The 26,064-nt window shown below is 69.9% G+C and carries 27 protein-coding genes and 2 pseudogenes; 20 read left to right on the forward strand and 9 right to left on the reverse strand.

Features of this window, described 5'->3' with window-relative positions:
* Positions 1-177 (reverse strand): ribbon-helix-helix domain-containing protein (locus VGT80_RS18595; protein ID WP_414693879.1); only part of this gene is annotated, 177 nt, incomplete at its 3' end.
* Positions 178-212: 35 nt separating this feature from the next.
* On the opposite strand from VGT80_RS18595, the gene VGT80_RS00205 reads away from it, so the two are divergent.
* Complete coding sequence (locus VGT80_RS00205; protein WP_327451794.1) at positions 213-986, forward strand: Coq4 family protein; 774 nt, start codon at positions 213-215, stop codon at positions 984-986.
* On the opposite strand, the gene VGT80_RS00210 is transcribed toward VGT80_RS00205, so the two are convergent.
* Complete coding sequence (locus VGT80_RS00210; RefSeq protein WP_327451796.1) at positions 983-1,159, reverse strand: DUF4169 family protein; 177 nt, start codon at positions 1,157-1,159, stop codon at positions 983-985. The two genes, VGT80_RS00205 and VGT80_RS00210, sit on opposite strands and share 4 nt — an antisense overlap.
* 62 nt (positions 1,160-1,221) lie before the next feature.
* On the opposite strand from VGT80_RS00210, the gene VGT80_RS00215 reads away from it, so the two are divergent.
* Together VGT80_RS00215 and VGT80_RS00220 are read left to right on the forward strand one after the other, a co-directional pair.
* Positions 1,222-1,458, forward strand: a complete 237-nt coding sequence (locus VGT80_RS00215) for a DUF2171 domain-containing protein (RefSeq protein ID WP_327451798.1) — start codon at positions 1,222-1,224, stop codon at positions 1,456-1,458.
* A 113-nt stretch (positions 1,459-1,571) separates the two neighbouring features.
* Complete coding sequence (locus VGT80_RS00220; protein WP_327451800.1) at positions 1,572-2,939, forward strand: M28 family metallopeptidase; 1,368 nt, start codon at positions 1,572-1,574, stop codon at positions 2,937-2,939.
* Here the strand turns inward: VGT80_RS00220 and VGT80_RS00225 are convergent.
* Positions 2,936-4,138, reverse strand: coding sequence for a pyridoxal phosphate-dependent aminotransferase (locus VGT80_RS00225; RefSeq protein WP_327451801.1), 1,203 nt, complete (start codon positions 4,136-4,138; stop codon positions 2,936-2,938). The two genes, VGT80_RS00220 and VGT80_RS00225, sit on opposite strands and share 4 nt — an antisense overlap.
* A 114-nt stretch (positions 4,139-4,252) precedes the next feature.
* Between VGT80_RS00225 and VGT80_RS00230 the strand changes: the two genes are divergently transcribed.
* From VGT80_RS00230 to rodA, 15 genes and pseudogenes are all read left to right on the forward strand, one after another.
* Positions 4,253-4,975 carry a TVP38/TMEM64 family protein gene (locus tag VGT80_RS00230; RefSeq protein WP_327451802.1) on the forward strand — a complete coding sequence of 241 codons (723 nt, stop codon included), beginning with the start codon at positions 4,253-4,255 and terminating at the stop codon, positions 4,973-4,975.
* The gene (locus tag VGT80_RS00235) at positions 4,972-5,589 is read left to right on the forward strand and encodes a glutathione S-transferase family protein (RefSeq protein WP_327451803.1); all 618 of its coding nucleotides are present in this window, start codon (positions 4,972-4,974) and stop codon (positions 5,587-5,589) included. Before VGT80_RS00230 ends, VGT80_RS00235 begins: the two co-directional genes overlap by 4 nt.
* Before the next feature lie 257 nt (positions 5,590-5,846).
* Positions 5,847-7,394: a 2-isopropylmalate synthase gene (locus tag VGT80_RS00240; protein ID WP_327451859.1), complete on the forward strand. Its 1,548-nt coding sequence runs from the start codon at positions 5,847-5,849 to the stop codon at positions 7,392-7,394.
* A gap of 143 nt (positions 7,395-7,537) precedes the next feature.
* Positions 7,538-8,419 (forward strand): EamA family transporter, encoded by an 882-nt coding sequence (locus VGT80_RS00245; RefSeq protein ID WP_327451805.1) that lies wholly within the window; start codon positions 7,538-7,540, stop codon positions 8,417-8,419.
* A gap of 48 nt (positions 8,420-8,467) precedes the next feature.
* Entirely contained in the window at positions 8,468-9,346 is an 879-nt protein-coding gene (locus VGT80_RS00250; protein ID WP_327451807.1) for an aldo/keto reductase, read from the forward strand.
* Between the two features lie 90 nt (positions 9,347-9,436).
* Positions 9,437-11,017 carry an OprO/OprP family phosphate-selective porin gene (locus tag VGT80_RS00255; RefSeq protein WP_327451809.1) on the forward strand — a complete coding sequence of 527 codons (1,581 nt, stop codon included), beginning with the start codon at positions 9,437-9,439 and terminating at the stop codon, positions 11,015-11,017.
* A 17-nt stretch (positions 11,018-11,034) separates the two neighbouring features.
* Positions 11,035-11,793 (forward strand): molybdate ABC transporter substrate-binding protein, encoded by a 759-nt coding sequence (gene modA / locus VGT80_RS00260; protein WP_327451811.1) that lies wholly within the window; start codon positions 11,035-11,037, stop codon positions 11,791-11,793.
* The gene (gene modB, locus VGT80_RS00265) at positions 11,794-12,471 is read left to right on the forward strand and encodes a molybdate ABC transporter permease subunit (protein WP_327451813.1); all 678 of its coding nucleotides are present in this window, start codon (positions 11,794-11,796) and stop codon (positions 12,469-12,471) included. It begins immediately after the preceding gene.
* Positions 12,468-13,205: a molybdenum ABC transporter ATP-binding protein gene (locus tag VGT80_RS00270; protein WP_327451815.1), complete on the forward strand. Its 738-nt coding sequence runs from the start codon at positions 12,468-12,470 to the stop codon at positions 13,203-13,205. The genes modB and VGT80_RS00270 overlap by 4 nt, the downstream gene beginning before the upstream one ends.
* Positions 13,202-13,993 carry a TOBE domain-containing protein gene (locus tag VGT80_RS00275; RefSeq protein ID WP_327451817.1) on the forward strand — a complete coding sequence of 264 codons (792 nt, stop codon included), beginning with the start codon at positions 13,202-13,204 and terminating at the stop codon, positions 13,991-13,993. Before VGT80_RS00270 ends, VGT80_RS00275 begins: the two co-directional genes overlap by 4 nt.
* Positions 13,994-14,358: 365 nt before the next feature.
* Entirely contained in the window at positions 14,359-15,402 is a 1,044-nt protein-coding gene (locus VGT80_RS00280; RefSeq protein WP_012522835.1) for a rod shape-determining protein, read from the forward strand.
* A 71-nt stretch (positions 15,403-15,473) separates the two neighbouring features.
* Positions 15,474-16,493: pseudogene (mreC, locus tag VGT80_RS00285) on the forward strand (rod shape-determining protein MreC); the annotation flags it as partial.
* Positions 16,494-16,702: 209 nt separating this feature from the next.
* Complete coding sequence (locus tag VGT80_RS00290; protein ID WP_327451839.1) at positions 16,703-17,212, forward strand: hypothetical protein; 510 nt, start codon at positions 16,703-16,705, stop codon at positions 17,210-17,212.
* A gap of 22 nt (positions 17,213-17,234) precedes the next feature.
* Positions 17,235-19,235 (forward strand): penicillin-binding protein 2, encoded by a 2,001-nt coding sequence (mrdA, locus tag VGT80_RS00295; RefSeq protein WP_327451841.1) that lies wholly within the window; start codon positions 17,235-17,237, stop codon positions 19,233-19,235.
* Complete coding sequence (rodA, locus tag VGT80_RS00300; RefSeq protein ID WP_327451843.1) at positions 19,232-20,386, forward strand: rod shape-determining protein RodA; 1,155 nt, start codon at positions 19,232-19,234, stop codon at positions 20,384-20,386. Before mrdA ends, rodA begins: the two co-directional genes overlap by 4 nt.
* 6 nt (positions 20,387-20,392) lie before the next feature.
* On the opposite strand, the gene vapC is transcribed toward rodA, so the two are convergent.
* From vapC to VGT80_RS00330, 6 genes are all read right to left on the reverse strand, one after another.
* On the reverse strand, positions 20,393-20,788 hold the full coding sequence (gene vapC, locus VGT80_RS00305; protein ID WP_327451844.1) for a type II toxin-antitoxin system VapC family toxin: 396 nt from the start codon (positions 20,786-20,788) through the stop codon (positions 20,393-20,395).
* Complete coding sequence (locus tag VGT80_RS00310; protein ID WP_327451845.1) at positions 20,785-20,979, reverse strand: type II toxin-antitoxin system VapB family antitoxin; 195 nt, start codon at positions 20,977-20,979, stop codon at positions 20,785-20,787. Before VGT80_RS00310 ends, vapC begins: the two co-directional genes overlap by 4 nt.
* A gap of 60 nt (positions 20,980-21,039) precedes the next feature.
* The gene (locus tag VGT80_RS00315; protein WP_327451847.1) at positions 21,040-21,423 is read right to left on the reverse strand and encodes a nuclear transport factor 2 family protein; all 384 of its coding nucleotides are present in this window, start codon (positions 21,421-21,423) and stop codon (positions 21,040-21,042) included.
* A 15-nt stretch (positions 21,424-21,438) separates the two neighbouring features.
* The gene (gene pip / locus VGT80_RS00320) at positions 21,439-22,431 is read right to left on the reverse strand and encodes a prolyl aminopeptidase (protein WP_327451849.1); all 993 of its coding nucleotides are present in this window, start codon (positions 22,429-22,431) and stop codon (positions 21,439-21,441) included.
* Positions 22,432-22,460: 29 nt separating this feature from the next.
* Positions 22,461-23,444 (reverse strand): alpha/beta hydrolase, encoded by a 984-nt coding sequence (locus tag VGT80_RS00325; protein WP_327451851.1) that lies wholly within the window; start codon positions 23,442-23,444, stop codon positions 22,461-22,463.
* Between the two features lie 95 nt (positions 23,445-23,539).
* Positions 23,540-24,538, reverse strand: a complete 999-nt coding sequence (locus VGT80_RS00330) for a hypothetical protein (protein ID WP_327451853.1) — start codon at positions 24,536-24,538, stop codon at positions 23,540-23,542.
* Between the two features lie 112 nt (positions 24,539-24,650).
* Here VGT80_RS00330 and VGT80_RS00335 point away from each other — a divergent pair, with 112 nt between their 5' ends.
* Both VGT80_RS00335 and VGT80_RS00340 read left to right on the forward strand, forming a co-directional pair.
* Positions 24,651-25,307: a beta/gamma crystallin-related protein gene (locus VGT80_RS00335; protein WP_327451855.1), complete on the forward strand. Its 657-nt coding sequence runs from the start codon at positions 24,651-24,653 to the stop codon at positions 25,305-25,307.
* A gap of 101 nt (positions 25,308-25,408) precedes the next feature.
* Positions 25,409-26,064 (forward strand): annotated as a pseudogene (locus tag VGT80_RS00340) (hypothetical protein); the annotation flags it as partial.

Consider the following 26,064-nt stretch of genomic DNA (forward strand, 5'->3'; position numbering starts at 1 on the left):
CTGCGCCTTGGCCATCTCGTCGAGCACGGCCCAGAACGCCGGCTCCAGGGCGATGGAGGTCGCGTGGCCGGACAACAGGACGGAGCGTTTGCGCAGGCCGGGCATGGACCTGATCTGCGCCGGTTCGGGCGGCAAAATCAAACCCTGTGAGGTGAGGCTTGCCAAAAGATGACGCATGCGTCATTTTCATGGCTCACGCACGGGATACCGCCATGGCCCTGCTCGACACGGTTCAGTCCTCTGGCCAGCCCTCCGCCGGCGCCTATCGCGCCACCCGGCCGAGGCAGGACTGGCTGCACGCGCTGCGCGCGATGCGCCGCCTGCTGGCGGACAAGGAAGACACCGCCCAGGTGTTCGAGATCATGCGGGCGCTCAACGGGACCTCCACGGCGCGCGGCTACCACCGGCTGCTGACCACGGCGCAGGGCGGGCGCATCGCCTATGAGCGGGCGGAGTTCGCCGAGGCGCTGATGGACGACGCCTGGCTGGACAGCCTGCCGGAGGGCTCGCTGGGCGCGGCCTACCGCAGCTTCGTGCGCGCCGAACAACTCTCCGCCGAAGGCCTCGCCGAGGTGAGCCGCACCGGCGCCACCCATATCGACGAGCCGCATCCCTACGCCTGGTTCGGGCGGCGCACCCGCGACGTGCACGACATCTGGCATGTGCTGAGCGGCTATGGCCGAGACGGCCTGGGCGAGGCCTGCCTGGTGGCCTTCTCCTACGCCCAGACCCGCGGCCTCGGCTGGGCGTTCATCGCCGCGGTCTCGGCGCTCAGGGCCCGCAAGGCCAGGACTTATCCCTACGTGGGCGCGATCTGGGAAGGCTATCGGCGCGGCCAGGCCGCGGCCTGGCTCCTGGGCGAGGACTACGAGCGGCTGATGGGCGAGCCGCTGGAGAGCGTCCGGCGGCGGCTCAACCTGCCCGCGCCGGCGATCTACAATTCGATCCCGCCGGACGCGCGGGATCAGGGGCCGCCCGCCCGCTAGTCCTCGCGCTTGGCCTGATCGTGGGCGCGGGCGGCTTTTTCAGCCTGGAGCTTTGTTACGGTCTTCTCGACCTTGGTGCGGCCGAAGCGGACGCGGTTCTCGGCGGCCTGGCGCCGGGCCTCGGCCTGGGCGCGGGCCTTCTTCGCCTTGTTGAGATTGATTGGCTCGGCCACGCGCGCAACTCCCGCCTGATCCCGCTGGTTACCTCAGCTCAACGAAGAGACGAGGCGCAAGCATGATCCAATCTTCCGAAATCCGCGAACACATGGAAGTCGTCGGCTCCGACGGCGGCCACGTCGGCCGGGTCGACAAGCTGATCGGCGAGGAGATCGAGCTGGCCAAGATGGACCTCGGCGCGGGCTTCAAGCACCACATGATCCCGGTGAGCTGGGTCGACCATGTGGAAGACGAAAAGCTCTGCCTGAACATGACCAAGGACGCCGCCAAGGACGCCTGGCGCGAGAAGCACTAGGCCCCTCCAGGCTCCGACGCCCTCGCCCTGGCGGTCCCCGCGGCCGCATGGCAGGGTCGCGCCCCAAGTCCGCCCGACAAAGGGCGGCGATCGGGGAGGCCTGGGTGAGGGCGTTGAAGCTTTTTTCCGCGGCGCTGGCCGTGGCTGCGGCCGCGCCGGCGAGCCTGGCGGCCGGCGCGCCGCCGATCTGCGCGGCCTGCGTGCAGGCCGACATGCAGCGGCTGGCCGGCGATGAGCTGCGCGGCCGCAAGTGCGGCACCGCCGACGAGAACGCCGCCGCCCGATTTGTCAGCGCCGAGCTGAAGCGCCTGGGCGTACGTGGGGCCTTCGCGCGCGGCGACTATCTGCAGCCGGTCGACCTCTTGACGCCCGCCTTCGCCCAGACCCCGACCCTGGAGATCTCGGCCGGCGGCCCGCCCATCCGCCTGGAGCAGGGCCGCGACATGTTGGTCGGCGCGGCGCCGCCGGCGCTCGACGCGCCCGCCGTGCGGGTGACCGACGCCCAGGCCGCCGCGCCGAACGTGGCGGGCGAGCTGGTAATCTACGACAGCCCCGCGTTCGACCCGGCCGGCGTAGCCAGCCTGTTCCGCAGCGGCGCCCTGGCGGTGGTCAGCCCGCCCAATGCGCGGATCCTGGCCGGTTGGGCCCAGGCGGTCGGCCGGCCGCCGGGTCCGACGGTGGTGCTGGGCGCCGATCCGCCGCCCATGCCATCCGGCCAGGTGATCATCATCGCCAGGCCCGAGGCCATGGCCGCCCTGCGCGCGGTGACCGCGGGCGAGGCTCGCCTGTCGGCGCCGCGGGCGCCCGACCAGGCGCGGCGGACCTACAATGTGGTGGGCGTGATCCACGGCGCGGCGCGCGACGCCGACCGCCACGCGATCCTGCTCAGCGCCCACTATGACCACCTGGGGGTCCGCGAGGGCGTGATCTTCCACGGCGCGAACGACGACGCCTCGGGCACCGCCGCGGTGCTGGAGTTCGCCCGCATCCTGGGGTCAGGTCCCCGGCCGCAGCGCACGGTCTATTTCGCCCTGTTCGGCTGCGAGGAGGAGGGCGGCCTCGGCGCCCAGTACTTCCGCGCCCATCCGCCCGGTGCGCTCAGCGACCTCGTGGCCAATCTTGAATTCGAGATGATCGGGGTCAACGACCCCAAGCAGCCGGGCTTCCTGATGCTCACCGGCTGGGAGCGCTCGGACCTCGGCCCGGCGCTGAAGGCGCACGGCGCGCTGATCGCGCCGGATCCCTATCCGCAGGAGAACTTCTTCCGCCGCTCGGACAACTATCAGCTGGCGCTGAAGGGGGTGGTCGCCCAGACGGTCAGCGCCTGGCCGCTGACGCCGACCTATCACAGCGCCACCGACGATCTGGACCATGTGGACCTGGCCTTCATGGACCAGGTGATCGGCTCGCTGGTCGGGCCCGTCGAGTGGCTGCTGAACAGCGATTTCCAGCCGAGCTGGGTCGAGGGGCGCCGACCCTAGCGCACCGCGCCGCAGAATCGCTGGATGCGGCTGCAGGCGTCCTCCAGCACCGCATTGGCGGTGGCGTAGCTGATCCGGAAGTGCGGCGACAGGCCGAAGGCTGCGCCGAACACCACAGAGACGCCCTCGGTCTCCAGCAGCTCCACGGCGAAGTCCTCGTCCGAGCCGATGACCTTGCCCGACGGCGCGGTCTTGCCGATCAGGCCCTTCACCGAGGGATAGACGTAGAAGGCGCCTTCCGGCGTCGGGCAGGCGATGCCGTTGGCCTGGTTCAACATGGAGACCACCAGGTCGCGCCGCTCCTGGAACAGGCGGGCGTTGGGCTTGATGAAATCCTGCGGCCCGTTCAGCGCCTCGACCGCCGCCCATTGGGAGATGGAGGAGGGGTTCGAGGTGGTCTGGCTCATCACCTTGGCCATCAGCTTGATCAACGGCTCGGGGCCGGCCGCGTAGCCGATCCGCCAGCCGGTCATGGCATAGGCCTTGGAGACCCCGTTCATGGTCAGGGTGCGGTCGTAGAGGCCGGGCTCCACCTGGGCGATGGTCCAGAATTCGAAGTCGTCGAACACCAGGTGCTCGTACATGTCGTCGGTGAGGATCCAGACCTGCGGATGCTTCATCAGCACGTCGGCCAGCGCCCTGAGCTCGGCCTTGGTGTAGGCCGCGCCCGAGGGGTTGGATGGCGAGTTGAGGATGATCCAGCGGGTCTTGGGTCCGATCGCCGCCTCGAGCTGCTCGGGCTGCACCTTGAAGCCCTGCTCGGCGCTGGTCATCACCGCCTTGGGCTCGCCGCCGGCCAGCAGCACGATGTCCCAGTAGCTGACCCAGTAGGGGGTCGGCACGATGACCTCGTCGCCGGGATTCAAGGTGGCCAGCATGGCGTTCCAGATCACGGGCTTGCCGCCCGGCGAGACGTTCACCTGGGAGGGCTTGTAGCTCAGGCCGTTCTCGCGGGCGAACTTGGCGCAGATCGCCTCCTTCAGCTCCGGGATGCCGTCGACGTTGGTGTACTTGGTCTTGCCGTCGGAGATCGCCTTGATGGCGGCGTCCTTGATGTTCTGCGGCGTGTCGAAGTCGGGCTCGCCGGCCGCCAGGCTGATCACGTCGCGGCCCTGGGCCTTCAGCTCGCGGCCCTTCTGGTCGGCCGCCAGGGTGGCGGACGGCTTGACGCGCGACAGGGCGGCGGACTGCAACGACATGACCGGCAGGTCTCCCGGGCTGGGGTGTGCGGATGGGCGCGGGTGTAGCCTAAGCCGCCCCTCGCGGGAACCGGCGTTGTTGCGACGCGGTGCAACTCGGATATGAGAGCCCCGATGCGCCGGCTCCTCGCCTTCCTCTCGAACATGGACTCCAAGGCCTGGCGGGCGCTGCTGGTCTCCTTCGTGCTGTTCGGCGGGGTGGGGCTGGTCTTCCTGTTCGGGGCCCAGGTGCTGGGCTTCAACGGCGAGGCGACGGTCGAGCACTGGCTGGGGGCGGCGAGCGGGCCGTGGGCCTTGCCGGTCGCGGTGGCCGCCTTCGCGATCCTGGCTTTCGTGGGCGTGCCGCAGTTCATGCTGATCGCCGCCGCGGTGGTGGCCTTCGGGCCCTGGGCCGGGTTCGCCTATAGCTGGATCGGGACCATGGTCTCGTCGCTGGTCGGCTTCTACCTGGGCCGGATCGCCGGGGCGCGGACCCTGGCGAGCTTCTCCGGCGAGGGGCTGAAGCAGTTCATGGCGCTGGTCGGCCGCAACGGCTTCCTGGCCAGCCTGATCGTGCGGCTGGTGCCCTCGGCGCCATTCATCGTGGTCAATATGGCGGCCGGGGTGACGCCGATGCGGGTGATGGATTTCACGCTGGGCACGGGCGTGGGCATCGTGCCGAAGATCGCGCTCACTTGCTTTGCCGGCAATTCGCTGGCCCGGGTGATGCGCGGCGAAGGCCACGGCGGCCACTTCGCGGCGCTGGCGGCGGTGGTGGCGATCTGGCTGGCGATCGGCTGGTTCGCGAGGATCTGGCTCAAGCGCCGCGAGGGGCCAGAGGGGATATCGGGGCCATGATGAAGCTGTTCCACGCCTGGGGTTCCTGTTCGCTGGCCTCGCTGATCGCGCTGGAGGAGGCGGGCGCGGACTATGAGCTCGTCGTCATGAGCACGCGCGACGGCGACCAGCGGAAGCCGGAGTACCTGAGGGTCAATCCGAAGGGCCGGGTGCCCGCGCTGGTCACCGACCACGGTGTCTTGACCGAGACGCCGGCGATCCTCTCCTACATCCCCGAGACGCACCCAGCAGCGGGGCTGCTTCCGGTCGACGCCTGGGCGCGGGCTCAGGCGCACGCCTTCAACAGCTATCTCTGCGCAACCGTGCACGTGGCCCATGCCCACAAGCACCGCGGCTACCGCTGGGCGACGGAGAAGAGCTCCTTCGCCGACATGACCGCCAAGGTCGCGGAGAACGAGATCGACTGCTTCCGCCTGATCGAGGACGAGATGTTCGAAGGCCCCTGGGTGATGGGTGGCGACTATTCCGTCTGCGACGGCTACCTCTTCACCCTGTTCGGCTGGCTGCAGGACGACGGCGTCGATCCGCGCCAGTTCCGACGGCTCCACGAGCATTCGCAACGGGTCGGCGAGCGGCCTGCCGTGCGCAAGGTTCTTGCCGAAATGGCGGCTTAAGGCCGCGCTTGGCGCAAGATGCTTGCGGCGAAGCGGCGATTTCAGTACACGCATCGCATGCGTTCGCAGCTTCACGGCCTGCTTCTTCTCTCGCTGGGGCTTAGCCGCCCCTGGGCGACCCGTTAGGCTGCGCAACCTTCGCGGCCGGGCGCTCAGGGGCATCAGCAACCTCGCCCGCCCCACCTGAACTTCGCGAAGAGATCGCCCCCATGCCTATCGCCGACACACCCGTAGCCGCATCCGCCGCCAAGACCGCCATGGCGGCCGATCGCGTCATCATCTTCGACACCACCATGCGCGACGGCGAGCAGTCGCCCGGCGCCTCCATGTCGCTGGAGGAGAAGCTGGAACTCGCCAAGATCCTCGAGGAGATGAAGGTCGACGTCATCGAGGCCGGCTTCCCGATCGCCTCCAACGGCGACTTCGAGGCGGTCCACGAGATATCCAAGATCGTCAGGGACAGCACCGTCGCGGGCCTTTGCCGGGCCCATCAGATGGACATCGACCGCTGCGCCGAGGCGATCAAGCCGGCCAGGCGCGGCCGCATCCACATCGTCATCGCCACCAGCGCCCTGCACATGAAGCACAAGCTGCAGATGGAGCCGGCCGAGGTGCTGGACGCCATCGCCCGCACCGTCGGCTATGCCCGCAACCTGCGCGACGACATCGAGTGGTCGGCCGAGGACGCCACCCGCAGCGACCCGGACTTCCTGCGCCGGGCCATCGAGATCGCCATCAAGGCCGGCGCCACCACGATCAACCTGCCCGACACCGTGGGCTACACCTATCCCAGCGAATACGCCGACCTGTTCCGCGAGATGATCCAGACGGTGGAGGGCTCGGACAAGGTGGTCTTCTCCACCCACTGCCACAACGACCTGGGCCTGGCGGTGGCCAACAGCCTGGCCGGCGTGCAGGGCGGGGCGCGGCAGGTGGAATGCGCCATCAACGGCCTGGGCGAGCGGGCCGGCAATGCGGCGCTGGAAGAGATCGTCATGGCGCTGAAGGTGCGCGGCGACCGGCTGCCCTACCATACCGGCATCGAGACCCAGCACATCACCCGGGCCAGCCGCTACGTCTCGGCGATCACCGGCTTCCCGGTGCAGTTCAACAAGGCGATCGTCGGCAAGAACGCCTTCGCCCACGAGAGCGGCATCCACCAGGACGGGATGCTGAAGAACCGCGAGACCTACGAGATCATGCGCCCGGAGGACGTCGGCCAGGCGCCCTCGAGCCTGGTGATGGGCAAGCACTCCGGCCGCCACGCCTTCCGCGAGAAGCTGAAGGAGTTGGGCTACGAACTGGGCCAGAACGCGCTCAACGAGGCCTTCCAGCGCTTCAAGGACCTGGCCGACAAGAAGAAGCACGTCTTCGAGGACGACATCGTGGCCCTGGTGGACGATGCGCTGGCCAGCTCCGCCGACCGCATCCAGGTCAAGCACCTGCGGGTGATCGCCGGCACCGAGGGGCCGCAGGAGGCCTTCCTGACGGTGACCATCGAGGGCGAGGAAAAGTCGTCCAATGCGACGGGCGACGGGCCGGTGGACGCGGTGTTCAACGCCATCCACGCCGTGGCGCCGCACGAGGCCGTGCTGAGGCTGTTCCAGGTGCACGCCGTCACCGAGGGCACCGACGCCCAGGCCCAGGTCTCGGTGCGCCTCGAGGAGGACGGCCGGATCGCCACCGGCCAGGCGGCCGACACCGACACGCTCACGGCGTCGGCCAAGGCCTACGTCAACGCGCTGAACAACCTCATGGCCCGCAAGGAGAAGAGTGCGCCGGGCAAGGTGGCGAGCGGGTTCTAGGCATACCCTACGCGTGTCATCCCGGAAGGCGCGCAGCGCCTGTCCGGGACCCTCAGCGCCAGGTCTGGCCGAGGGCCCACGGCGCGATCCGGCGCAAGGGGTCCCGGTCTTACGCTGCGCGAAAACCGGGATGACAGCCGAAGATGTTGTGGATCGTTTTGACCGCGGCGGCTGCGCCGCTGCAGGTGGCGCGCAATGCGTTGCAGCGCGGGCTGGTGGGCGACGCCGGGCCGTGGGGTGCGACGCTGGTGCGCTTCCTGTTCGGCCTGCCGTTCTCGCTGGCGATCTTCGCCGTCGCGGCGATGATCAGCCAGGCGCCCGTGCCGCATCTGAGCGCCCGGTTCGCGCTCGCCGTGACCAGCGGGGCGATCGCCCAGATGGCGGCGACCGCGGCGCTGCTCGTCGCCATGCGCCGCGCCGGCTTCGCGGTGGCCACGGTGATGCAGCAGTCGTCCCTGCCGCTGGCGGCGATCTTCGGTTGGGCCCTGCTGGGCGACGCCCTGCACAGCCGCGCCTGGATCGGCATCGCCGTGACCACGGCAGGCCTGGCGATCCTGTCTTGGCCCCGGCGCGACCAGATGCAGGGCGCGGGGCTGGGCGTGCTCCTGGGCCTGGCCTCGGGGGCGGCTTTCGCCGTGGCGCTCAACGCCTATCGCGAGGCGGGCCGGGCGCTCGATCCCGGCCATCCGATCTTTTCGGCCACGGCCTCGGTCTGCGTGGCCCAGGCGATCCAGTCGCTGATCCTGGTGACGGCGCTGGCCGGGCTCAGGCCGACCGCCCTCATGGCTGTGGCGCGGGCCTGGCGGCCATCGCTGGGGGCGGGGTTCTTCGGCGCGGCGGCCTCGGCCTGCTGGTTCGCCGCCCTGGCGCTGGCGCCGGCCGGGCCGGTGCGGGCGGTGGGCGTCATCGAGGCGCCGATCGCGGCGGCCACAGCGCGGCGGCTGTTCAAGGAGCGGCTCCGCCTGCGGCAGCTCACCGGCGGGGCCCTGGCGGCGGTCGGCGTGGCGATGACCGCGCTGGGCTAGCCCCCGCGGCGCGAACGCTGCTAACCCTTCCGACAGATGGAGGTCCCCATGGCGCAACCCACGGCCGCGGCGAGCGGGCAGTTCGCGATCGGCGGCGACCTCACCGTCAACCGGCTGGGCTTCGGCGCCCTATGGGTCGCGGGCAAGGACGTCTGGGGCGAGGCCGAGGACCGCCCGGCGGCGCTCGACCTGCTGCGCGAGGCCGCCAAGCTCGGCGTCAACCTCATCGACACCGCCGACAGCTATGGCCCGCACACCAGCGAACAGGCGATCCACGACGCCCTGGCGCCCTATCCCAAGGGCCTGGTCGTCGCCACCAAGGGCGGCTATGCGCGCCCGGCGCCCTACGCCTGGATCCCGCTCGGCCGGCCCGAATACCTGATCCAGTCGGCCAAGCTCTCGGCGCGGCGGCTGGGGGTCAAGACGCTGGACCTGTGGCAGTTGCACCGCGTCGACCCGAGGGTGCCGATAGGCGAGCAGTTCGACGCCATCGCCACCCTGATCCGCGAGGGCGTGGTCCGCCACGCCGGGCTCTCGGAAGTGGGCATCGAGGAGATCGAGGCGGCCCAGAAGCACTTCCCCGTGGCGACGGTGCAGAACCTCTACAATGTCGCCAACCGGCACTCCGAGGCGGTGCTCGACTGGTGCGAGGCCCACGGCGTCGGCTTTATGCCGTGGTATCCGCTGGGCCAGGGCAGCGTGCTCTCCAATGAGACCCTGCAGCGGGTGGCGGCGAAATACGACTCCTCGCCGACCCAACTGGCGCTCGCCTGGTTGCTGCGCCGCAGCCCGGTGATGCTGCCGATCCCGGGGACCAGCCGCATCGCGCACCTGCGCGAGAACGTCGCCGCGGCCGCGATCCAGCTGGCCGACGAGGACTTCGAGGCGCTCAGCGCCATCAGCGAAGGCCGCGCGCGGCGGCGCTGAAACCGCCGGCCGAAGCCCGCCATTGACCTTTGCCGCCCGGCGTTATGCAATGGGACTACATAACGCGTTGGGGTTGACGCAATGAGACTGATGATGAGGGCGCTCCTGATGGGAGCGAGCCTGGGTGTGCTTGCCTCGGCGGCGCAGGCCGCGCCGAATCCCGATCCCCGCGACGAAGAGATCGCCATCCTGAAGGCGCAGGTGAAGGCGCTGAACGATCGGGTGGAAAACCTCGAAGCCCATGAGGCGACGCCCCGGCCGGTCGTCGTGGCCGCGGCTCCGACCCTGCCCCCGCCGCCGCCCGCGGCGGCGCCGGTCGTGCAGACCTCGAACTGGAGCGGCGGGGCGACCATCCTGGCCGGCAAGCCCTCGATCCAGAGCGCCGACGGCCGCTTCTCCGCCACCCTGCACGGCGTGATGCAGTTCGACGTCGCCCAGTACCTGCAGGCCGATCCCGGCCCTGTCACCGCGGACTTCCGGCGCGGCGCGGCCGCGGCCGACACGGCCCATGCGCGCGACCTGTCGTCCGGCAGCAATTTCCGCCGCGCCCGCATCGGCTTCGACGGGAAGGTCTATGGCGATATCGAGTACCAGGTGCTGTTCGAGTTCGGCGGGGCCGGCGAAGAGGACGCCGGCCATGTCCAGGAGCTCTGGCTGCAGTACTCGGGGTTGAAGCCCTTCCACCTGCGGATCGGCGCCTATCCGCCGTCCATCGGCCTGGAGGACCAGGGCCCGACCAACGGCCAACCGTTCGTCGAGCGGCCGGCTGAAGCCGACATGACCCGCAGCCTGGCCGGCGGCGATTTCCGCGAGGCCGGCGAGGTCTGGGCCGCGGGCGAGCGCTGGTACGCCAACGCCGCGATCACCGGCCGGCTGGTGGGCGTGGTGAACTCCCAGGCGACGGGCGTGTCCCAGCCCTTCGACAGCCAGCTCGGCTACATCGGCCGCCTGGTCTATCTGCCGGTGCTCACCGATGACGCCCTGGTGCACGTGGGCGTGCACGGCGCCTATGTGGCGAGGCCCGCCGACGCCGGCGGACCCGACGTGGTCGCCGGCCGCTATCCGATCACCATCCAGGAGCGGCCGGAGTTGCGCGTCGACGGCACGCGGCTGGTCTCGACCGGCGCGATCGATGCGCGGCACGCCTCGGTGGCCGGACTGGAATTCGCCGCCCAGTACGCCAACCTGTGGGTCGAGGGCGAATACGACCGCTTCACGATCGAGCGACGGCTGGCGCCGGTCGGGGTCTCGAACCCGAGGTTCACCGGATTCTATGTGGAGGCCAGTTGGATCCTCACGGGCGAGAAGCGCCGCTACAACACCGGCAACTTCTCCTTCGACGGGCCGCCCGTCGACCACCCGCTCAGCCTGACGGACGGGACCTGGGGGGCGCTGGAGCTGGCGGCCCGCTACTCCGACATCGACCTGAACTACCACCCGGGCGCGCCGGGGACCGCGCCCCCGGCCGACGCCGTGCGGGGCGGCGACCAGCGGATCGTGACCCTGGGCGCCAACTGGTACCTGAACCCGGTGGTCCGCTTCATGCTGGAGGTCCAGGACGTGCGGGTCGACCGGCTGTCGCCCTCGGCGACCACCTTCCAGACGCCCGTGGGGGCCCAGGTGGGCCAGCACTACCACGCCGTCGCCCTGCGTTCGCAGATGGCCTTCTGATGCGAGGCGCCGCCGCCATGACACGTCGCCGCCTGCCGCGGATCGGCGCCGTCCTGGGGCTGCTGTTCGCCAGCCTCGCCGCCCCGGCGATGGCCGAGGACACCCAGGTGGCGGTCGCGGCCAATTTCACCGAACCCGCCAAGGAGATCGCCGCGGCCTTCACCGCCGCGACCGGCCACAAGGCGATCCTCAGCTTCGGCGCCTCGGGCCAGTTCTATACCCAGATGGCGCACGGCGCGCCCTACGAGGTGTTCCTTTCCGCGGACGCCGACCGGCCGAAGAAGGCCGAGCAGGACGGGCTGGGCGTGCCGGGGACGCGGTTCACCTACGCCATCGGCCGGCTGGTGCTGTTCTCCAAGACGCCAGGCCTGGTCGATGCGGCCGGCGCGGTGCTGAAGACCGGCCGGTTCAACAAGCTGGCCATCGCCGATCCGGCGGCGGCGCCGTACGGGGTGGCCGCGGTCCAGACGATGCGGCGGCTCGGGGTCTATGACGCGGTGAAGCCGAAGATGGTCATGGGGTCCTCGCTGACCCAGGCCTACCAGTTCACGGCGACCGGGGCGGCGGAGCTGGGCTTCGTGGCGCTGTCGCAGGTGATCAACGATCCGGGCGGCTCGCGCTGGCTGGTCCCGGCCACGGACCACGCGCCGATCGATCAGCAGGCGATCCTGCTGTTCACCGGCGCCAAGAATCCGGCGGCCAAGGCGTTCCTGGCGTTCCTCAAGGGGCCGCAGGCGATCGCGATCATCAAGCGCTACGGCTACGAGGTCCGCTGAGTGGGGCAGGTCGTCTTGACCACGGTCGAGCTGGCCGGGCTGACGACCCTGCTGCTGCTGGCGATCGCCGCGCCCATAGGCTGGTGGCTGGCGCGGGGGCGCGGCTGGTGGAAGGAGGCGGTGGCCGCGGTGGTCTCGCTGCCGATCGTGCTGCCGCCGACGGTGCTGGGTTTCTACCTGCTGATCGCGCTCGGACCGCAGAGCCCGCTGATGAGCCTCTTGCATCCGTTCGGGGTGCGGACCCTGGCCTTCACCTTCACGGGCCTGGTCATCGGCTCGGTGATCTACTCCCTGCCGTTCGCCGTGCAGCCGATCCGCAACGCCTTCGAGGCCATCGGCGCCCGCCCCCTGGAGGTCGCCGCGACGCTTCGGGCGAGCCCGCTGGACAGCGTCTTCACCGTGGCCCTGCCGCTGGCCCGCAGCGGCTTCATCACCGCCGCGGTGCTGGTGTTCGCCCATACGGTGGGCGAGTTCGGCGTGGTGCTGATGATCGGCGGGGGCATCCCCGGCAAGACCGAGGTGGTGTCGATCCGCATCTATCAGCTGGTGGAGTCCCTGCAGTTCGGCGAGGCGCACCGGCTGGCGGCTGGGCTTGTGCTGTTCGCCTTCCTGGTGCTGTTCGCCCTGCTGATGCTCGAGCGGCGCCAGGCGGGGCTGTTTGGCGGGCGCCGGCGATGAGCGAGATCCGCTTCCGCCTCGCGGGCGCGTTCGGGGACTTCCGGCTCGACGCCCAGGCCGTCATCCCGGCCACCGGCGTCACTGCCCTGGTGGGGCCGAGCGGATCGGGCAAGACGACGCTGCTGCGCTGCCTGGCGGGCCTGGCGCGGGCGCAGGGCGAGGTCGCGGTCGGCGAGGCGGTCTGGCAGGACGCGGGCGTCTTCACGCCCACCTGGCGCCGGGGCGTCGGCTATGTGTTCCAGGAGCCGAGCCTCCTGCCGCACCTCTCGGTGAAGGCCAACCTGGACTATGCCGCCCGGCGCGCCGGCGACCGGCCGGGGCCGGCCTATGACGAGGTGGTCGCCATGCTGGGCCTCGGGCCCCTGCTGCACCGCTCGCCCGAGGCGCTGTCCGGCGGCGAGCGGCAACGGGCGGCGATCGGCCGGGCGCTGCTGGCCAAGCCGATCCTGCTCCTGATGGACGAGCCGCTGTCGAGCCTGGACGCGGCCAGCAAGGCCGAGGTCCTGCCGCATCTCGAGCAGCTGCACCGTAGCCTGCGCCTGCCGGTGATCTACGTCAGCCACGACGCGCTGGAGGTGGCGCGGCTGGCCGATCGGGTGGTGCGGATGGAGGCCGGCCGGCTGGCGGCGACCCATGACGCCGCCTCGGCCGATCCGCTGGCCAGGCTGTCGGATGGCCAGGTGCGCACCCTGGCGCGCGCGGCCCTGGCCGCGGGGCTGGAGGCCGGCGCATGAACGAGCCGCGGATCCACGTCAGCGTCGGCATGAAACGGGGCCTGTCGCCGCGGGTCAGCCTGGAACGGGTGGAGCTCATTCAAGCGATAGATGAGTTGGGCTCCATCACCGCGGCCGCCCGGCGGCTGGGGCTCAGCTACAAGGGCGCCTGGGACATCGTGCAGGCGCTGAACAACCTGTTCGAGGCGCCGCTGATCGAGGCCGCGCCGGGCGGCAAGGCCGGCGGCGCGGCGGCGGTGACCCAGAAGGGCCGCGACGTGGTCGCCGCCTTCCACCGCGTGCAGACCGAGATCGACGCGGCGCTGGCGAAGCTGGAAGCTGGACTGGCCGGCGAGACCGCGCGGGACCTTTTCTGGAGCCTTGGCATGCGGACGAGCGCGCGAAACGCCCTGAGGGGCGAGATCAGCCATATCAGCGAGGGCGCGGTGTCGAGCGAGGTGATCCTGCGCATCGGCGAGGGGGTGGAGATCGTCGCCGTGCTCACCCGCCGCAGCGTCGAGGACCTGGGGCTCAGGGTCGGCGCTCCGGCCATCGCCCTGATCAAGTCGAGCTTCGTGCTGCTGGCCAAGGGCGAGAACCTCAGGACCTCCGCGCGCAACCAGATCGCCGGCCGCGTGGCGGGGCGCGACGACGGGGCGGTGAACAGCGAGGTCTCCGTGGACGTTGGAGCGGGCAAGACCCTGGTGGCGACCATCACCCTGGAAAGCGCCAAGGCGCTGGAGATCGCGGTGGGCGATCCGATCACCGCGCTGATCAAGGCGCCGCACGTCATCCTGGCCGTGGAGTGAGACGATGACGGGGCGGCGCTGAGCGCCAAGGAGGCGATCTGCGCCCGGCGCGTTCGGCCCGGATGGTGACCGCGATCCGCGTGATTCCATTGGGCGCGCCCGCCCGATGACGCGGTTGTGACCGGCGTTTGGCCCTAGTGTCCCGCTTCGTGGCGATTGAGAGGCGAGCCCTTGCAAAAAAACTCGCGCGCGACGGGAGAGCGCACACAGCTCATTAAGCCTTGAATTCGACCATGGGGCAGGGCAAGGGGACGACAAGCCTGCCGGACAAAGCAACGACTCGACGCACTATGCACGCGTCGCCAGGGTTGTTGCGGAGCCACCGGCGGACACCGCCTTCCAGCCCCTAGTCTTCAGGGCCCTCGATGATCTCATCCCTCTTCGGCGCGATCTCCAACGACATCGCCATCGACCTCGGCACCGCCAACACCCTCATCTACATGAAGGGTAAGGGGATTGTGCTCAACGAGCCCTCCGTGGTGGCGCTCCGCAACGTGGGCGGCCGCAAGGTGGTCCACGCGGTGGGCATCGAGGCCAAGCAGATGCTCGGGCGCACGCCTGGCCACATGGAAGCCATCCGCCCCATGCGCGACGGGGTGATCGCCGACTTCGAAGTCGCCGAGGAGATGATCAAGTACTTCATCCGCAAGGTTCACAACCGCAAGGGCTTCGTGAACCCCAAGGTGATCGTGTGCGTGCCGTCAGGCGCCACCGCCGTGGAACGCCGCGCCATCAATGACAGCTGCCTGAACGCCGGCGGCCGGCGCGTGGGCCTGATCGACGAGCCGATGGCGGCTGCGATCGGCGCGGGCCTGCCGATCCACGAGCCGACCGGTTCGATGGTGGTGGACATCGGCGGCGGCACCACCGAGGTGGCCGTGCTGTCGCTGTCGGGCATCGTCTATTCGCGCTCGGTGCGGGTGGGCGGCGACAAGATGGACGAGGCGATCATCTCCTACATGCGCCGCAACCATAACCTCTTGATCGGCGAGACCACCGCCGAGCGGATCAAGAAGGAGATCGGCACCGCCCGGGCGCCGGCCGACGGCGAGGGCCTCTCGATCGAGGTCAAGGGCCGCGACCTGATGCAAGGCGTGCCGCGCGAAGTGCGGATCAGCGAGAAGCAGGCGTCCGACGCCCTGTCGGAGCCGGTCGGCCAGATCGTCGACGCGGTGAAGATGGCCCTGGAAGCCACCCCGCCGGAGCTCGCCTCCGACATCGCCGACAAGGGCATCATGCTGACCGGCGGCGGCGCGCTGCTACGCGGCCTAGACGCCGAGATCCGCGATCACACCGGCCTGCCGGTGACCGTGGCCGACGACCCCTTGAGCTGCGTCGCGCTCGGCTGCGGCAAGGTGCTCGAACATCCGAAATGGATGAAGGGCGTGCTCGAATCCACGCTAGCCTAGGGCCTCGCGACTCACGCTCCGGCTGGACCGGCGGGGGGCTGCCGCGAACCGCTGAAGACGAGGTCCTCTAAGTGTCCTTACGGGACAGCCCGCTTGGTGAACTGAAGGTCCCGCTGACCTGGACGGCGGCGATCGCGGTGATCGTCGCCATCGTGGCGGTGGTCGCGGTCCTGGTCTCCGACCGCCGCGAGACCTTCCGCGCGGAAGCCTATGGCGCGACCCGGGGCGTGGCCGACCGGGTGCTGACGCCGGTGGGCGATGCGCTGTCGGCGCCCGGCCGCTGGACCGGCGACGGCATCGAGGCCGTGAAGGGCTACTTCTTCGCCATCTCCGAGAACCGCCGGCTCAAGGCCGAACTCAAGGAGATGAGCCAGTGGCGTGACGTGGCCTATGCGCTGAAGAACGAAAACACGCGCTATCGCACCATCCTGGGCCTGAAGACCGATCCGCCGATCCCGATGGTCGCCGCCCGCGTGGTGCTGGACAGCCGCGGACCGTTCGCCAACACCCGCCTGGCCAACGCCGGCAAGGAAAAGGGCGTCCAGGTCGGCAATCCTGTGCTGAGCGAGAACGGTCTGGTGGGCCGGATCATGGGCGTCACCACCGGCGCGAGCCGGGTGCTGCTGACCACCGACACGGCCTCGAAGATCCCGGTGATGATCGACCGCACCAATGCACGCGCCATCCTGACCGGCGACGGCGGCCCCAATCCGAAGCTCGACTACCTGCGTGGCCAGAACCCGGTGCGCGAGGGCGACCGGGTGATGACCTCCGGCGACGGCGGGGTGATGCCGCGCGGCCTGCCGGTGGGCACGGCGGTGAAGGGCCTCGACGGCCGCTGGCGGGTGGTGCTGGCCGCCGACAAGTCGCCGATCGACTTCGTGCGCATCCTGCTGTTCGAGGACTTCACCCAGCTGGTGAACCAGAAGGAGCTGGCCGAGAAGCACGTGCCGCCACCCACCGTGGGCGCTCAGACGGTCGGCGTGATCCCAGCGGCTCCGCCGGCCGCCGCACCGAAGCCCGCGACCGGAACCGCCAAACCGGCCGCGACGCCGCCGGCCAAGCCCCCGGCCACGACGGGGGCCGCCAAGCCTGACGCCAAGGCCGCGACGACGAAGTCCGGCGCATCGGCCAAGCCCACCGACGGCAAGACCGCGGCGGCGGCCAAGACGCCGGCGACAACCAAGCCGCCGACCGCCAAGTCCACGACGACCAAGCCCGCCGCCAAACCCCCGGCCAAGTCCTCCGCGCCCAAACCCGCGGCCGACACGACGGGCGCCGGCTCCGACGAGCCCCCCCATTGAGCGCGGTCCGCTCGCTCGAGCCCTGGCGCTGGCTGGGCGTGCCCATGGTCCAGGCGCTGGGGGTGACGGTGCTCTTCGCCATTCCCCTGCAGCTCTGGGGCCTGCAGCTTCCCGAGCCGGTGTTCCCGATGGCGGCGGTGTTCGCATGGGGCGTGATCCGGCCCTCGATCCTGGCGCCGGTGGCGGCGGTGATCATGGGGCTGTTCCTGGATATCCTGTGGGGCGGGGCTGTGGGGCTGTGGGCCTTGATCCTGCTGATCGCCTACGCCCTGGTGCTGGGCGGACGCAGCATGACCGCCGGCCAGAGCCGCGGCGCGATGTGGATCTGGTACGCCGTCGTCACCGCGCTGGCGATGGGGGCGGGCTTCCTGATCGTGGCGCTGCGCGACAAGGCCATGCCCAGCCTGCTGGCCACCGCATGGCAATACCTCGCCACAATCGTGCTTTATCCCTTTGCTTACCGGCTCATCGACATGTTCGAAGACGCCGACGTTCGGTTCCGATGAGCGCTCGTCCGGGGGGCGACTGATGGCACAACCCGCCATCTTCTTCGAAGAGGTCAACGAGCGGCAGGGGATATTCCATCGCCGGGCGTTCGTGCTGGGCGGCATCGCGGGCGTGGGCCTGGCCGCGCTGAGCGGGCGGCTGGCGCAGCTGCAGCTCGTCGAGACCCAGCGCTACGAGAAGCTCTCCGCGTCCAACCAGTTCAATTTCAAGCTGATGCCGCCGCCGCGCGGCCTGATCGTCGACCGCAACGGCGTGGTGCTGGCCTCCAACCGCCCGAACTTCCGGCTGATGGTGGCGCGCGACAAGGGTTCCGACGTGCCCGGCACGCTGAAGACGCTGGCCGAGTTCGTGCCGCTCGACGACAAGCGCATGGACCGGCTGACCAAGGACATCGCCGCGGCCCCCAAGCGGGCGCCGGTGGAGGTCATGGAGGACATGACCTGGGAGCAGTTCAGCGCCATCAACCTGCGCGCCCCCGAACTGCCCGGCGTGACCGCGGACATGGGCGAGGTGAGGGTCTATCCGCACGGCGGCGCCTTCGCCCACGTGGTCGGCTACGTGGCCAAGGTGAACAAGGACGACATCACCGACACCGGCCCCAACGCCGAGCCGATCATGCTCAACCCCGGCTTCCGGATCGGCAAGCAGGGCGTGGAGAAGGCCTACGACCTGGACCTGCGCGGCAAGCCCGGCGCCCAGAAGGTCGAGGTGGACGCCAACGGCCGCGAGGTGCGCCAGGACCCGGAGGGCGACCTGCCCGCGGTGCCCGGCAAGGAGATCCGGCTCACCCTCGACGCCGACATCCAGCTGCGCGCCGAGCAGGTGTTCGGCGACCAGAGCGGGGCGGCGGTGATGATGGACTGCCGCAACGGCGACATCCTGTGCATGTTCTCCGGCCCGAGCTTCGACGCCAACCGCTTCGTGCGCGGCCTGACCGGGGCGGAATATCGGGCGCTGGCGGAATACGAACGCAAGCCGCTGTTCAACAAGGCGCTGACCGCCACCTATCCCCCGGGTTCGACCTTCAAGACCATGGTGGCGCTGGCGGCGCTGGAGAACGGCTACGACCCGAAGACCACCCACGTCTGCAACAAGGTGTGGTTCTGGGGCGGGCGGCCCTGGCACTGCGACCAGGCGCACGGGACCCAGGACCTGCACACCGCCATCGCCACCTCCTGCGACATCTATTTCTACCAGTGCGCCCTGGCCGTCGGCCCGGACAAGATCGCCAGGGTGGCCCGCGAGTTCGGCCTCGGCCAGCTCTTCGACATCGGCATCCCGGGGCAGAAGGCGGGCCTGGTGCCGGACACCGCCTACAAGCGCCGAACCTTCAAGAAGGACCCGGTGTGGCATCCCGGCGAGACGCCCTCCATGGGCATTGGCCAGGGCTATACCCACCTCAATCCGCTGCAGCTTTGCGTGCAGGCCGCGCGGTTGGCGAACGGGCGCAAGGCGCTGCACCCGCGGCTGGTGCGCTCGATCGGCGGGGTGGAGCAGAAATCGGGCGCCGACTGGGGCGACCTGCCGTTCAATCCGGCGCACATCGATTTCGTGAAGAACGGCATGGCCGCGGTGACCGGGGCGGCGGGCGAGCACATCGCCGGCGCCACCGGCGCGGGCGCGGCTTCCGACCTCGGCCTCGGGCCGATCAAGATGGCCGGCAAGACCGGCACCGCCCAGTCGCAGGGTTATTCCGGCGGCACCGGCGCGCACGGCGCGGTCGGCGAATGGAAGAAGCGCGACCACGCCTGGTTCATCTGTTTCGCGCCCTATGACGAGCCGCGCTACGCCATGAGCGTGCTGGTCGAGCACGGCGGCTTCGGCGCCAGCGCCGCGGCGCCGCGGGCCCGCGAGATCATGCGCGTCGCCCTCCTGAAGGACCCCGAGCTGCGGGCGCGGATCGAGAAGCCCCTGCCGCTGCCCGAGGCGCCCAGCGGACCCGGCAGCGGCGATGTGGTGCCCGACCTGCCGGCCCAGCCGGTGGACCCGAGCCTCGCCGCGCAGCCGACCACGCCCACATGACCAGCACCGGCCTCACCCGCCCCGGCGAACGCGACCGGCTGATCGTCAAGCTGGGCGAGATCGACTGGATCTTCTGCCTGGTCCTGACCCTGATCGCCACGGCCGGCGGCATGATGCTGTTCTCGATCAACGGCTCAAAGTGGATGCCGTGGGCCGCCCCGCACCTGATCCGTTACGTGGTGTTCTTCGGCATCATGATCGTGCTGGCGCTGGTCGATCTACGGATCTGGTTCGCGCTCGCCTACCCGATCTACGGCATAGGGCTGCTACTGCTGGCGGCGGTGCTGGTGGTGGGTCACCACGCCCTGGGCGCCCAGCGCTGGCTGCAGGCCGGGCCGGTGCAGATTCAGCCCTCCGAGATCATGAAGATCGGACTCGTTCTCGCCCTGGCGCGCTTCTATCACGGCGCCTCGGGAAGGACCGCGCGGTGGTCCTGGTGGCTGCTGTGGCCAGCCTTCCTGATCCTGGCGCCGGTGGCCCTGGTCGCCAAGCAGCCGGACCTCGGCACCGCGCTGCTGATCCTGATGACCGGCGGGGTGATCATGATCCTGGGCGGCCTCTCCTGGAAGATCATCGCCGCCGGCGTGCTGGGCGTGGTCGCCCTGGTGCCGCCGGTGGTGATGTTCGCCCTGCACGGCTATCAGCGCGCGCGCCTGCTGACCTTCCTCAATCCGGAGAGCGACCTCTCCGGCTCCGGCTATCACATCCACCAGTCGGAGATCGCCCTGGGCTCGGGGGGCTTACTCGGCAAGGGCTATGGGCTCGGCTCGCAGAGCCAGCTCAACTTCCTGCCGGAGAAGCAGACGGACTTCATCTTCTCGGCGCTCGCCGAGGAGTTCGGCTTCGTCGGCTGTGTCTCCATCATCCTGCTCTACGCCGCGGTGATCTTCATGGCGCTCAGGACCGCCTACATCTCGCACAGCCACTTCGGACGGCTGGCGGCCGCCGGGATCACGGTGACCTTCGCCCTCTATGTGCTGATCAACGGCGCCATGGTCATGGGGCTGGCGCCGGTGGTCGGCGTGCCGATGCCGCTGCTCTCCTATGGCGGTACGGTGATGCTGACGGTGATGGTGGGCTTCGGCCTGGTGATGGCGGTGCGCGTGCACCGCTATTCCGAGGTCACCAGCGGCAAGGGCTCGCTGATGTAGGGCCGCTCAAGGATTGGCCGAGACCAATCCCAGGTGCTCGACGAAAGGGTCGAAGTCTCGGTCGCTGTAGAGCAGGGCGTGGCCGTCGACGATGCAGCGGGTGGCGATCAAGGTGTCGATGGTCTTGCGCACGGTGACGCCGGCCGCGCGCAGATGGCGAAAGTGACGCGCAGCCTGGACGGCCACGGCTTCGCCGCCGATGTTGACCCGGTCCAGCAGACCCAACAGATCCAGCGCCCGGTCGAAGTCGCGCTCGGTGGTGAAGCCCTGCAGAACTTCGGTGAGCATAAGGTCGCCGATCAGTACGGGTTCGGTCGCGAGCAGGGCGTCCAGTCGATCGGTCTGTGGCGTGGCCCGGCCGCGGAAGAAATCGATCCAGACGCTGGAGTCGACGAGGATCACCCGTCCGTCCGCATGGCGTCGAGATCGCCCGTCCAGGCGAGTTGTCCGCGCGCCTCGCGGATCGCTTCCTGGCGACGCAACCGGATCAGGGTCCTCAAGCCCGCCTCGACGGCTTCCCGCTTTGTCCGGATGCCGGTGGCCTTCAAGGCCTCGGCCATGAGCCGGTCATCGATCACGATGTTTGTACGCATGATGTGTAGTCCAGATGTGTATTATACACATACCCTGTCGGGCAGCCGAAAGCAAGGCGGCTAGAAGGGCTCGAAGCAGTCGTAGTTGCGCTGGCGGCGGATCTTGTCGCCGTCGAACTCGAAGAAGGCCGCGAAGCGGGCGCGCATCTCGTCGCCGGGCTTGAGCGAGCGGAGGGCGACCGCCAGCACGCCGCGCCAGAGGATCTCGCAGGCGATGACGTCGCCCGCCTCCACCAGGCTGACGATCTCATAGGTCTCGGATTTCAGGGCGCTCTGGCCGCGCTTGCCGGCCGCCTTGAGGTCGGCGAACTCGCGTCGCGCCCCGGTCGGGCTGAGGAGGTTGGGAAATTCCTCCTGCACCACGTCGCGCGTGTAGAAGGCGGTGACGTCCTTCCGCTGTTCGATGGCCTTCAGATAGGCCCGCACGATCTGGGCGCGGCTCAAGACCGATGCCCTGCGCTAGACGGCGAGCGCCTGGTCGGTGGCCCGGACCAGGGCGTCGACGATGCCGGGCTCGGTCGAGGCGTGGCCGGCGTCCCAGACCACCTCGAATCGCGCGCGGGGCCAGGCGGCCTTCAGCTTCCAGGCGGCCTCCATCGGCGTCACCACGTCGAAGCGGCCCTGGACGATCCAGCCGGGGATGCGTTGCAGGGCGGCCGCGTTCTCGAGGACCCAGTTGTCGGCGCCGAAGAAGCCCCGGTTGACGAAGAAGTGGCACTCGATGCGGGCGAAGGCGATGGCGAAATCGATCTCGTTGAACTTCGAGGGCCGCGCCTCGGGTCCGCGGATCGAGATGGTGTCGCCTTCCCACTGGCTCCAGGCGGCCGCGGCCTCGGCCTGGACCCGGCGGTCGGGGTGGGTCAGGCGGCGGTGGTAGGCGGCCATCATGTCGCCGCGCTCGGCCTCGGGGATCGGCGCGCAGAACCGCTGCCAGGCGTCCGGGAACAGCATGCAGGCGCCGTCCTGGTAGAACCACTTCAGCTCCCGCTCGGTGAGCAGGAAGACCCCGCGCAGCACCAGGCTCTCCACCCGCTCGGGATGGGTAATGGCGTAGGCGAGCGCGAGCGTGGAGCCCCAGGACCCGCCGAACACGCACCACTTCTCGACGCCCAGATGCTCGCGCAGCCGCTCGATGTCCTCGATCAGCGCCCAGGTGGTGTTGTCCTGCAGGGAGGCGTTGGGACGGCTCTTGCCGCAGCCGCGCTGATCGAACAGCGCCATCCGCCACTTCGCCGGATCGAAGAACCTGCGCATGGTCGGATTGATCGCCCCGCCAGGGCCGCCGTGCAGGATGACGCAGGGCTTGCCGTCAGGCCGGCCGCATTCCTCGTAGTAGATCTCGTGCGGACCGTCGGTGGGCAGCCAGCCGGAGGCGAAGGGCTCGTTCTCCGGGAACAGGCCGCGCCGCGTTCCTTGGGCGGAGAAGGCGGGGGCCGGCGTGTTGCGTTCCATGGGGCCAATCTACTTCGGGAAGCGGAAATCTAATTCGGAAAACGCCTGTCTAGCCAGTCCAGCATGAGCCGGTTCACCTCGTCCGGCTTTTCCTGCTGAGTCCAGTGGCCACTGTCCTTCACCATGTGCATTTCCAGGTCGCCGATGAGGGCGGGCATGTGCTCGGCCATCGCCGGGGTCAGCACCGCATCCTTCTCGGCGGTGATCATCAGGCAGGGCAGGCCGTCGATGCGGGAGGCAAGTCCCCCTGAGCGTTCCCAGTTACGCGTGAAATTGCGGTACCAGTTGATGCCGCCGGTGAAGCCGGTGCGCCGGAACGCCTGGATGAAGACGCCGAGCTCGTCCTCGCTGAGGAAGGCGTCGGGCTGATAGTTCCCGTCCCACTGCTGCAGCAGCGCCTTGAAGGCGAAGGTGGAGCCGCCTTCGGCGGGCTCGGCGGCGACCTGGACGGCGCGGGGCCGGCGCATGAACAGGCGCATGGTCTTGTCGACGTCGGCGGCAAGCGTCGCATCGGCGTCGCCCGGCGTCTGGAACCAGACGATGTACATGTCCGGGCCGAAGCGGTTGCGCATGATGGCGATCGGATCGATCGGGCTGCGCGGCATGAAGGGAGTGTTGAGGCCGATGACGCCGGCGACCCGGTCGGGATGCATCAGCGGCAGCTGCCAGACGACGATGCCGCCCCAGTCGTGGCCCACGAAGATGGCCTTCTGGACGTCCAGGTGGTCGAGCAGGCCCACGAGGTCGCCGGTCAGATGCTCCATGTCATAGGCGGTGACGTCGGGGGGCCCCGGCGTCAGGCCATAGCCGCGCTGGTCGGGCGCGATCACCCAGCGGCCGGCGTCGGCCAGGGCCTTGATCTGGTGGCGCCACGAGAAGGCCAGTTCCGGGAAGCCGTGGCACAGGACGATGGGCGTCGCCGATGAGGTCTTTGGGCGCGGCCCGGCCTCGTAATAGGCCATCTCGATGCCGTTCAGCTTGGCCCGCTGGACCGGCGGCATGACGGTGGACATCGCTCGCGCTTCCCCTGTGGCCGGGCAGCTTTGCCGGAAAAAATCGTACCCCGATACGGAGAAGGCCTCGACCGCCCGGGCTCGGGCGGCCGGGGTCAGCGGGCGGTGATCGCGGCCGTCTGCTCCTTGCGGGCGCCGGCGAGGACGCCCGCAAGGCCGTAGTTGCCCTCGTGGCAGGCGTATTCGTAGATCATGTCCTTGCGGGCGTTGAGGCTCATCTCGGCGCGCCAGGGGCGGCTGTAGTAGGCCGGGTCGTCGACCGCGAAGGCGTAGGTGATCTGCTCGGCCGAGACGCGGGTGAATCGTTCGATGACCTTCGCGTCAGGCGACAGGTAGAGCGGGCCGGTGCGACCCTGCTCGGGGTTCACGTTCCGGGTCTCGACGACCAGGGTCGGGCCTTCCCACCAGCCGACGCTGTCGCCCAGCCAGGGGTGCAGAACGGCGGGACCGTGGCCGGCGAGGGCGGCGGCCTTGGTCGGGAAGACCGGGATGTTGCGGACGTCGTGGATCATCTCGACGACGATCGCGACCGCGCCCGGCGTCTGAACGATCTGGTAGTTGGAATTGTAGATGTTGTTGAGCATGCCGGGGCCGCCGGACCCGCGCGAGGAGATCAGGCAGCGGTCCCAGGGCATCAGCGCCTCGGGGCCCTCGGCGAGTGCGGTGCGGTGGGCCGCGGCGGAGGCCGCGATCCGCTTGCGGCCCTCCGCGGAGAGCGGCAGCTGGCCGTCGGCGGGATCGACGATCCACGAGGTGCGGTACTGGCCATTGACCCGGCCCAGGGTCTGGCCGGGCTCGATCCAGAACAGGTTGTAGCCGGCGCCGGTGTCGCCATCGTCGAGGACGTTCTCGTCGAGCTTCGACGGCTTGGCGTCGGCGGCGATCCTCCGGACCAGCGGGTTGCCCTTGGCGATCACGGCGGCCTCCGCGGGGCTGACCACCAGCCGGTCCATCCCGGCGGGCCGGGTCAGGTGGGTCACCGAGGCATTGGTCCAGACGCCGGTGAGGTCCGGATGGCCATCGGGGCTGCGCGGCGGCGCGGCGGCGATCAGCAGCGGTGCGGCGAGGGCCACGAGGGCCAGGGTTCGTTTCATGCGAGGTTCAGGCCGCCTGCGGACAATGGCCTAATGTGGCGCCGTCCCCGACGGACCGCCACCTCGCGAGGCTTCGGCGCGTTTAGCTGTCGAGCTTTGGCAGGAGATGGCTATGCGTATGACCGCGATGCGGAAGATTTGGGCGGCCGCGGCCCTGGCGATGGTCACCGCCGCCCCCGCGCTGGCCCAGCCGGCCTATGGCGGCCCGCCGCCGCCCGGCGCCTACCAGCGGCAATGCAGCAACATACGCATGGAGGGCCAGTTCCTGCACGCCACCTGCCGCGGCGCGCACGGCGGCGGCGACTCCTCGATCAATGTGCTGAGCTGCTCGACCGGCATCTTCGTGGACGACAGCGGGGCCCTGACCTGTATCGGTCCGGGCGGCGGCGCGCCGCCACAGGTGAGCAACGGGCCGCCCGGCTATAACACCGGCCAGGGTCAGGGCTACGACCGCGGCCATGCGGCTCCGGCCTACGGCGACCGAGGCTATCGGGACCGCCGCGGCGGCGGCCAGCAGATGACGGCCAGCCTGTTCGGCCAGCGCAGCTGGCGGGGGCAGCCGGTGCAGATCTGGGGCCCGACGCCGGACCTCGCGGGCAGTGGCCTGAACGACCGTGTCCGCTCGATCCAGATCGACCGCCGCGCGGGTCCCTGGCTGGTCTGTCAGGACGCCGGCTACCGCGGCCGCTGCGTGACCATCCGCGACAGCGTCAGCGACACCCGCAGCCTCGGCATCGACGGCATCTCCTCGCTGCGGCCGCTCGGATAGCGGAGCCGTGATCGGCGCGCGCTGGACGCCGCGCCACGGGGTTCCCATCTAGAGCCCTGGCGACCCGTCACAGACCCGGGCGCCTGGAGAAAAAGGGCCAGATGTCCAACCTCAAGACTACGCTCACGGGCGCGCTCACCGCTGCGCTTGCGATTTCCCTCGTCGCCGCCGCGCCGGCCGACGCCCGCCGCGGCGGCAGCTTCGGCAGCCGCGGTTACCGCACCTATTCGGCGCCGCGCCCCACTTCGACCGCGCCCGGTTACACCGCCCCGGTGCAGCGCTCGATGACCCCGGGCGCGCCGGGCGGCGCATCGCCCTACGGCTATCAGCCGGCGGGTCCGAGCTACATGCCAGGCGCCGGCGGCTTCGCCCCGCGACGGGCGGGCTTCGGCACGGGGCTGGTGACCGGCCTCGTCACCGGCGGCCTGATCGGCGGGCTGATGGGCCATGGCTTCGGCGGCGGCTGGGGCTATGGCGGCGGCATGGGCATGGGCGGGGGCTTCCTGACCATCCTGTTGCAACTTCTGATCTTCGGCCTGATCGCCAGCTTCGTGATGCGCCTGTTCCGGCGGCGGACGCCGGCGATGGCGGGCGGCTTCGCCTCGCCCTTCGACGCCGGGCCCGCGCCGCAGGCTGGACCGTGGGGCGGCGGCTTCGCGGGCGCCGGACAGAGCTATTCGCCGGCCGACGAGATCGCGGTCTCCTCCAGCGACCGAGCGGCCTTCGAGCAACTGCTGAAGGACGTGCAGTCCGCCTT

The organism is Phenylobacterium sp. (genome assembly GCF_035944335.1).
Lineage (GTDB): Bacteria > Pseudomonadota > Alphaproteobacteria > Caulobacterales > Caulobacteraceae > Phenylobacterium.

Coding starts and splice junctions, on each gene's coding strand:
- VGT80_RS00205 (WP_327451794.1), top strand. CDS start 213: ATGGCCCTGCTCGACACGGTTCAGTCCTCTGGCCAGCCCTCCGCCGGC.
- VGT80_RS00215 (WP_327451798.1), top strand. CDS start 1,222: ATGATCCAATCTTCCGAAATCCGCGAACACATGGAAGTCGTCGGCTCC.
- VGT80_RS00225 (WP_327451801.1), bottom strand. CDS start 4,138: ATGTCGTTGCAGTCCGCCGCCCTGTCGCGCGTCAAGCCGTCCGCCACC.
- VGT80_RS00230 (WP_327451802.1), top strand. CDS start 4,253: ATGCGCCGGCTCCTCGCCTTCCTCTCGAACATGGACTCCAAGGCCTGG.
- VGT80_RS00235 (WP_327451803.1), top strand. CDS start 4,972: ATGATGAAGCTGTTCCACGCCTGGGGTTCCTGTTCGCTGGCCTCGCTG.
- VGT80_RS00240 (WP_327451859.1), top strand. CDS start 5,847: ATGGCGGCCGATCGCGTCATCATCTTCGACACCACCATGCGCGACGGC.
- VGT80_RS00245 (WP_327451805.1), top strand. CDS start 7,538: ATGTTGTGGATCGTTTTGACCGCGGCGGCTGCGCCGCTGCAGGTGGCG.
- VGT80_RS00250 (WP_327451807.1), top strand. CDS start 8,468: ATGGCGCAACCCACGGCCGCGGCGAGCGGGCAGTTCGCGATCGGCGGC.
- VGT80_RS00255 (WP_327451809.1), top strand. CDS start 9,437: ATGATGAGGGCGCTCCTGATGGGAGCGAGCCTGGGTGTGCTTGCCTCG.
- modA (WP_327451811.1), top strand. CDS start 11,035: ATGACACGTCGCCGCCTGCCGCGGATCGGCGCCGTCCTGGGGCTGCTG.
- VGT80_RS00270 (WP_327451815.1), top strand. CDS start 12,468: ATGAGCGAGATCCGCTTCCGCCTCGCGGGCGCGTTCGGGGACTTCCGG.
- VGT80_RS00275 (WP_327451817.1), top strand. CDS start 13,202: ATGAACGAGCCGCGGATCCACGTCAGCGTCGGCATGAAACGGGGCCTG.
- VGT80_RS00280 (WP_012522835.1), top strand. CDS start 14,359: ATGATCTCATCCCTCTTCGGCGCGATCTCCAACGACATCGCCATCGAC.
- mrdA (WP_327451841.1), top strand. CDS start 17,235: ATGGCACAACCCGCCATCTTCTTCGAAGAGGTCAACGAGCGGCAGGGG.
- rodA (WP_327451843.1), top strand. CDS start 19,232: ATGACCAGCACCGGCCTCACCCGCCCCGGCGAACGCGACCGGCTGATC.
- VGT80_RS00310 (WP_327451845.1), bottom strand. CDS start 20,979: ATGCGTACAAACATCGTGATCGATGACCGGCTCATGGCCGAGGCCTTG.
- pip (WP_327451849.1), bottom strand. CDS start 22,431: ATGGAACGCAACACGCCGGCCCCCGCCTTCTCCGCCCAAGGAACGCGG.
- VGT80_RS00325 (WP_327451851.1), bottom strand. CDS start 23,444: ATGTCCACCGTCATGCCGCCGGTCCAGCGGGCCAAGCTGAACGGCATC.
- VGT80_RS00330 (WP_327451853.1), bottom strand. CDS start 24,538: ATGAAACGAACCCTGGCCCTCGTGGCCCTCGCCGCACCGCTGCTGATC.
- VGT80_RS00335 (WP_327451855.1), top strand. CDS start 24,651: ATGCGTATGACCGCGATGCGGAAGATTTGGGCGGCCGCGGCCCTGGCG.